This is a genomic window from Pseudomonas sp. HMWF006 (genome assembly GCF_003061205.1).
In the GTDB taxonomy this organism is placed as follows: Bacteria; Pseudomonadota; Gammaproteobacteria; order Pseudomonadales; family Pseudomonadaceae; genus Aquipseudomonas; species Aquipseudomonas monsensis.
This window is the reverse complement of the sequence record NZ_QAIU01000255.1, coordinates 14,050-21,394: the sequence shown is the minus strand read 5'-3', so window position 1 is coordinate 21,394 and position 7,345 is coordinate 14,050. Positions and strand designations below refer to the sequence as shown.

Annotated in this window: 6 protein-coding genes; all 6 read right to left on the bottom strand. The window is 60.5% G+C overall.

Features of this window, described 5'->3' with window-relative positions; translation table 11 throughout:
- A partial coding sequence (locus DBR24_RS10535; protein ID WP_371921262.1) for a prephenate dehydrogenase/arogenate dehydrogenase family protein occupies positions 1-216 on the bottom strand: 216 nt, incomplete at its 3' end.
- A 28-nt stretch (positions 217-244) separates the two neighbouring features.
- Positions 245-1,357, bottom strand: coding sequence for a histidinol-phosphate transaminase (hisC, locus tag DBR24_RS10530; protein ID WP_128614695.1), 1,113 nt, complete (start codon positions 1,355-1,357; stop codon positions 245-247).
- Positions 1,358-1,369: 12 nt separating this feature from the next.
- Positions 1,370-2,464, bottom strand: a complete 1,095-nt coding sequence (pheA, locus tag DBR24_RS10525) for a prephenate dehydratase (RefSeq protein ID WP_016770924.1) — start codon at positions 2,462-2,464, stop codon at positions 1,370-1,372.
- A complete protein-coding gene (gene serC / locus DBR24_RS10520; protein WP_115989182.1) occupies positions 2,464-3,549 on the bottom strand; it encodes a 3-phosphoserine/phosphohydroxythreonine transaminase in 1,086 nt (361 codons plus the stop codon). Before serC ends, pheA begins: the two co-directional genes overlap by 1 nt.
- Before the next feature lie 223 nt (positions 3,550-3,772).
- Complete coding sequence (gene gyrA, locus DBR24_RS10510) at positions 3,773-6,427, bottom strand: DNA gyrase subunit A (protein WP_123466661.1); 2,655 nt, start codon at positions 6,425-6,427, stop codon at positions 3,773-3,775.
- Between the two features lie 425 nt (positions 6,428-6,852).
- Positions 6,853-7,345, bottom strand: a 493-nt coding sequence (locus tag DBR24_RS31935; RefSeq protein WP_256591386.1) for a s-methyl-5-thioribose-1-phosphate isomerase, incomplete at its 5' end; no start/stop codon positions are given.

Below are 7,345 nucleotides of genomic sequence, written 5' to 3'. Positions count from 1 at the left end.
GATCGGCACCGCCAGCTGAATCACGTCGGCGCCCTGACACGCGGCGATCAGATCGTCCTCGCAACGATCCACCACCCCCAACTCGACCGCCAGCTTGCGCGATTGCGGGTCGAGATCGACCCCGACCACTTCGCGACACACGCCGCTTTCACGCAAGCCTTTGGCAAACGAACCACCGATCAACCCCAGACCGACCACCACAAGGCGCCCGATCATAGGTGCAGCAGATTGCAGTGCAGTGACATCACCCACGAGCCAGAACCTTGCGCAGCGCTTCGAGGAAGCGGCTGTTTTCCGCTGGCAGACCGATGGTCACCCGCAGGTGGTTCGGCATGCCGTAGTTGGCCACTGGACGCACGATCACGCCTTCGCGCAGCAGTCCCTGGAACACCGGGGCAGCGACCTGAGCGAGATCGACGCAGATGAAGTTGCCTTTGGATTCGATCCAGCCCAGACCCAGCTCACGGAAACCGGCTTGCAGTTGCTGCATGCCCGACTCGTTGAGCTGACGGCTTTGCGCCAGATACTCATCGTCCTTCAATGCTGCACAGGCTGCCGCGAGGGCGAGGCTGTTGACGTTGAACGGCTGGCGAACGCGGTTCAGCACGTCAGCGACCACTGGAGTCGACAGACCGTAGCCAACGCGCAGTGCCGCCAGACCGTAAGCTTTGGAGAAGGTGCGCGAAACCAGCAGATTCGGATACGCGGCAAGGAAGTCCAGACCGTCCGGCAAATCACTGCCTTCGGCGTACTCGATGTAAGCCTCGTCCAGCACCACCAGAACGTGCTCCGGAACATCCTGCAGGAACTCGTCCAGCGCTTCGGCGCCGAACCAGGTACCGGTCGGGTTGTTCGGGTTGGCGATGAATACCACGCGGGTGTTGGCGTCGATGGCCGCGAGCATGGCCGGCAGGTCATGCCCCCAATCCTTGGCCGGAACCACTTTGGCCTGAGCACCAACGGCCTGAGTCGCAATCGGATAGACAGCAAACGCATGCTCACTGAACACTGCGTTCAGGCCCGGCGCCAGATAGGCGCGCGCCACCAGCTCGAGAATGTCGTTGGAACCGTTACCCAGAGTGACCTGGCTCAGCTCGACGCGGCACTGCTCGGCCAACAGGGATTTCAGCGCAAAACCGTTGCCGTCCGGATAACGGGTCAGCTCGGCCAGCTCTTCACGGATCGCCGCCAGCGCTTTCGGGCTGGCGCCCAGCGGGTTTTCGTTGCTCGCCAGTTTGACGATTTTCGCCGGATCCAGATCCAGCTCGCGGGCCAGCTCATCCACAGGCTTGCCCGGAACATACGGCGAAAGTTGTTGCACGCCCGGCTGTGCCAGAGCGAGGAAGTTGCCACTCATTTGCTACCGCCCTTAGAGAACTGCTTTCGGGTAGGAACCCAGCACTTTGAGTGCTACTGCTTCCTGACTGATCTTTTCCAGCACACCTTTGATCAACGGATCTCGGTGGTGGCCGACGAAGTCGATGAAGAACACGTAGGTCCATTTGCCGCTGCGCGACGGACGGGTTTCGATCCGGGTCAGGTCGATGCCGTTGTCATGGAACGGCACCAGCAGCTCGTGGAGCGCGCCGGGCTTGTTGCTCATCGAGACGATGATCGAGGTCTTGTCGTCGCCGGTCGGCGGCACTTCCTGGTTACCGATCATCAGGAAGCGCGTCGAGTTGTCCGGACGGTCTTCGATCTTCTCGGCCAGACGCGTCAGACCATACAGCCCTGCCGCCATGTCGCCGGCAATCGCCGCCGAGTTCCACTCGCCCTTGACCCGCTTCGCTGCTTCGGCGTTGCTGGACACCGCCACGCGCTCGACATTCGGGTAGTGCGCGTCCAGCCACTTGCGGCACTGGGCCAGCGACTGCGCGTGGGAGTAGATGCGACTGATGCTGTCGGTCTTGGTGTTTTCACCAACCAACAAGTGATGGTGAATGCGCAGCTCGACTTCGCCGCAGATCACCATGTCGTGTTCGAGGAAGCTGTCCAGCGTGTGGTTGACCGCGCCCTCGGTGGAGTTCTCCACCGGCACCACGCCAAAATTCACCGCACCTGCTGCCACCTCTCGGAACACTTCGTCGATCGCCGCCATCGGCTTGCTGATCACCGCGTGACCGAAGTGTTTCATGGCCGCCGCCTGGGTGAAAGTGCCCTCAGGCCCCAGATAAGCCACTTTCAGCGGCTGCTCCAGCGCCAGGCACGAGGACATGATTTCGCGGAACAACCGCGCCATCTCTTCGTTGCCCAGCGGCCCCTGATTGCGCTCCATCACCCGCTTGAGCACCTGAGCTTCACGCTCGGGACGATAGAACACCGGCACTTCGCCTTCGGCCAGCGAGGCCATCTTTACTCGCGCGACTTCCTGGGCGCAACGCGCACGCTCACTGATCAGCTCGAGGACCTTGGTGTCCAGAGCGTCGATGCGAACGCGCAGTGCCTTGAGTTCTTGCTCGGACATCAGCCGTGTTCCTTCTCGAATTCAGCCATGTACGCCACCAGCGCATTGACGGCGTTGATGTCGACGGCGTTGTAGATGGAGGCGCGCATGCCGCCCACGGAGCGGTGGCCCTTGAGATTGAGCAGACCACGCGCGTCGGCACCGGCCAGGAACGGCTTGTCCAGACGGTCGTCAGCCAGACGGAACGGCACGTTCATCCACGAGCGGTCGGACTTGTTGATCGGGTTGCTGTAGAGGCCGCTGGCGTCGATGAAATCGTACAGCGTGCGCTGCTTGACGTCGTTGAGTTTGGCGATGGCTTCGACACCGCCCTGCTCTTTTAGCCACTGGAACACCAGGCCGGACAGGTACCAGGCCAGGGTCGGCGGGGTGTTGTACATCGAGCCGTTATCGGCCGCGACCTTGTAGTCGAGCATGGTCGGGCACAGCGAACGGGCCTTGCCCAGCAGATCTTCGCGGATGATGTTGACGACGATGCCGCTCGGGCCGATGTTCTTCTGCGCGCCGGCGTAGATCATGCCGAAACGCGAGATATCGACCGGACGCGACAGAATGTCCGAAGACATGTCAGCCACCAGCGGCACGTCGCCGGTTTCCGGGATCCACTGAAACTCCAGACCGCCGATGGTTTCATTCGGCGCGTAGTGAACGTAAGCGGCGTCTTTCGACAGGTTCCACTCGTTCTGGCCCGGGATGGCGAAATAGTCGTAAGGCTTGGCGGTAGCGGCAACGTTGACGTGACCGTAGCGCGAGGCCTCTTCAATGGCTTTCTGCGACCAGATACCGGTGTCGATGTAGTCGGCAGAGCCGCCTTCAGGCAACAGGTTCAGTGGAATCTGCGCGAATTGCTGGCTGGCGCCACCTTGCAGAAACAGCACTTTATAGTTCGACGGGATATTCAGCAGGTCACGCAGATCCTGCTCGGCCTGGGTGGCGATGGACACGAACTCATCGCTGCGATGGCTCATTTCCATGACCGACAAACCCTTGCCGTGCCAATCAAGGAGTTCACCCTGGGCGCGCTGCAGGACAGCTTCAGGAAGCGCCGCAGGACCGGCGCAGAAGTTATAGGCTCGCTTGCTCACATCCAATCTCGCTCTGATTTGGTGGTATCACATATCAGTCGGCGCCAATCGTGTGTGGGAGCGAGCTTGCTCGCGAAAGCGGACTGACATTCAACAACAATGTCGCCTGTTACTCCGCTTTCGCGAGCAAGCTCGCTCCCACAGGGTTCATCATGGGCGTCGATATTTCATACCGGACAAATAACAAGGGGGCGAATTCTCATCCGCCCCCTCGTTTGCCCGCTTATTCTTGCGGTTCTTCGTCTGCTGCGGCGTCGAGTTGCTGGTCTTCGCCAGCATCGTCGCTCACGACGCTGCCTTCGAACTCCTCGCCCTCTTCACCTTCAAGCTCTTCACCTTCGACTTCCGACGGCTCCTGAACCCGCTCCAGACCGACCAGGGTTTCATCCTTGGCCAGCTTGATCAGCGTCACACCTTGCGTGTTACGACCCAGGCTCGACACTTCGTCGACACGGGTACGCACCAGGGTGCCCTGATCGGAAATCAGCATGATTTCTTCGCCGTCGAGCACCTGCACCGCACCGACCAGACGGCCGTTACGCTCGTTGCTGACCATGGCGATCACGCCCTGGCCGCCACGCTTGTACTCAGGGAACTCGGTGATCGCGGTGCGCTTGCCATAACCACGCTCGGAAGCGGTGAGGATCTGGCTGCCTTCTTCCGGGATCAGCATCGAAATCAGCTTCTGCCCTTCTGGCAGACGCATGCCGCGCACACCACGGGCGGTACGGCCCATCGCACGGACGTCGGACTCTTTGAAGCGGGTGACTTTGCCGCCGTCAGAGAACAGCATCACTTCACGCTCGCCATCGGTGATGGCCGCGGAGATCAGCACGTCGCCTTCGTCCAGTTCCAGCGCGATCAGACCGACGCTGCGCTGACGGCTGAAGGATTCCAGCGGGGTCTTCTTCACGGTGCCGTTGGCGGTCGCCATAAAGATGTAGTGACCTTCGGTGTATTCCTCGACCGGCAGCATGGTGGTGATGTATTCACCGTCATCCAGCGGCAGCAGATTGACCAGCGGACGACCACGGGCGGCGCGCGATGCTTCCGGAATTTCGTAAGTCTTGAGCCAGTACACCTTGCCCTTGCTGGAGAACAGCAGCAGCGTGGTGTGGCTGTTGGCAACCAGCAGGTGAGCGATGTAGTCCTCATCCTTGACGCCAGTCGCCGATTTGCCTTTACCGCCACGACGCTGAGCCTGGTACGCCGCCAATGGCTGGGTCTTGGCGTAGCCACCGTGGGAAATGGTCACGACGCGCTCTTCTTCCGGGATCATGTCACCCAGGGTCAGGTCGAGACGGGCATCGAGAATTTCGGTGCGGCGCACATCGCCGTATTCGGCGCGGATCACTTCCAGCTCTTCGCGGATCACTTCCATCAGGCGCACGGCGCTGTTGAGGATGCGGATCAGCTCGCCGATCTGGTTGAGGATCTCTTGATACTCGGCCAGCAGCTTCTCGTGCTCCAGACCGGTCAGACGGTGCAGACGCAGTTCGAGAATGGCTTGCGCCTGCTCTGGCGACAGGAAGTACTTGCCTTCGCGCAGACCGTATTGCGGATCGAGGTTTTCCGGACGGCACGAGTCCGCACCGGCACGTTCAACCATCGCCACCACCGCCGAGGATTCCCATGGGGTGCTGACCAGCGCCTCTTTCGCTTCCGACGGGGTCGGCGAAGCCTTGATCAGGGCGATGACCGGGTCGATGTTCGACAGAGCAACGGCCTGACCTTCGAGGATGTGACCACGCTCGCGCGCCTTGCGCAGTTCGAACACGGTACGACGGGTGACCACTTCGCGACGGTGACGGACGAAGGCTTCCAGCAGATCCTTGAGGTTCAGGATGCGCGGGCGGCCGTCGATCAGCGCAACAATGTTGATGCCGAATACCGATTGCAGCTGGGTCTGGGCGTAGAGGTTGTTGAGAATCACCTCAGGCACTTCGCCGCGACGCAGCTCGATCACGACGCGCATACCGTCCTTGTCGGACTCGTCACGCAGCTCGGTGATGCCTTCGAGCTTCTTCTCTTTGACCAGTTCGGCGATCTTCTCGATCAGACGCGCCTTGTTCAGCTGGTACGGCAGCTCGGTGATAACGATCTGCTGACGGCCACCGACCTTGTCGATGTCTTCGATGATCGAGCGGGCGCGCATGTAAATACGGCCACGACCGGTACGGTAGGCTTCGATGATGCCGGCGCGACCGTTGATGATCGCGGCGGTCGGGAAGTCCGGACCGGGGATGTATTGCATCAGTTCATCGACGGTCAGCTCAGGGTTGTCGATGAGCGCCAGGCAACCGTCGATGACTTCACCGAGGTTGTGCGGCGGAATGTTGGTCGCCATACCCACGGCGATACCGCTGGAGCCGTTGACCAGCAGGTTGGGGATACGGGTCGGCATGACCGCCGGGATCATTTCGGTGCCGTCGTAGTTCGGCACCCAGTCCACGGTTTCCTTGTGCAGGTCAGCCAGCAGCTCGTGCGCCAGCTTGGTCATGCGCACTTCGGTGTATCGCATGGCCGCAGCATTATCGCCGTCGACCGAACCGAAGTTGCCCTGACCGTCTACCAGCAGGTAGCGCAGGGAGAAAGGCTGAGCCATACGAACGATGGTGTCGTACACCGCCGTATCACCGTGCGGGTGATACTTACCGATCACGTCGCCGACAACACGGGCAGATTTCTTGTACGGCTTGTTGAAGTCGTTGCCCAGCTCGCTCATCGCGAACAGTACGCGACGGTGCACGGGCTTGAGGCCATCGCGCGCATCCGGCAGTGCACGGCCGACGATTACGCTCATCGCGTAGTCGAGGTAGGACTGTTTCAGCTCGTCTTCGATATTGACCGGGAGGATTTCTTTGGCCAGTTCGCCCATGAGAAGCCTGATTCCTTTTTCTGGTGAAACTTCGTCATATCCATATGGGATGTACGAAGCTCGTCGGGGCAGGCCGAGTGCCGTGCGCCGACTTACGACAAATCAACAAGTCGGACCGTGGATTTGCGCAGTAAAGACAGCTCCGTGAAGCTGCCTCGGAAAACGCCGGATGTTATCACAAGAGCCGCCACGCACCTATCCCCCAGATGCGCATGGAGCATAGTTAGTTGACCGGTGACAGGCTTAAAGGGGACCAGAGAAGCTCAGAGCTTCGTTGAATGCAGAATTGAGGCTTGGTTTAGCGATGTTTATTGACATTTAGGACCCCTTCGCGAGCAAGCTCGCTCCCACAGGGTTCTGTGGCGCTCACAAAACCTGTGGGAGCGAGCTTGCTCGCGAAGAGAACAGCGCAGATATCAAGCCAATCAATGCAGGCGCTTGCGGCACATCAACTGGGCCATTTTCGCCGTATCTGGACGCTCGACGATGCCCTTTTCGGTGACGATTGCATCAATCAGATCCGCCGGGGTGACGTCGAACACCGGATTGAACGCCTCGACGTCCGCCCCCACACGCTTGCCACCGACTTCCAGCAACTCGGCGCCATCACGCTCTTCGATCGGAATGTCATCGCCACTGGCCAGAGTCATATCGATGGTCGAACTCGGCGCCACCACCATGAAACGCACGCCGTGATGCATGGCGTTCACGGCCAGCTGATAGGTGCCGATCTTGTTGGCCACATCACCGTTGGCCGTAATCCGGTCAGCGCCGACGATCACCCAGGTCACGCCTTTGGTTTTCATGATGTGCGCAGCGGCGGAGTCGGCGTTCAACGTGACCGGGATGCCTTCGTTGGCCAGTTCCCAGGCGGTCAGTCGCGAACCCTGCAGCCATGGCCGGGTTTCGTCGGCGTAG

Coding starts and splice junctions, on each gene's coding strand:
- hisC (WP_128614695.1), bottom strand. CDS start 1,357: ATGAGTGGCAACTTCCTCGCTCTGGCACAGCCGGGCGTGCAACAACTT.
- pheA (WP_016770924.1), bottom strand. CDS start 2,464: ATGTCCGAGCAAGAACTCAAGGCACTGCGCGTTCGCATCGACGCTCTG.
- gyrA (WP_123466661.1), bottom strand. CDS start 6,427: ATGGGCGAACTGGCCAAAGAAATCCTCCCGGTCAATATCGAAGACGAG.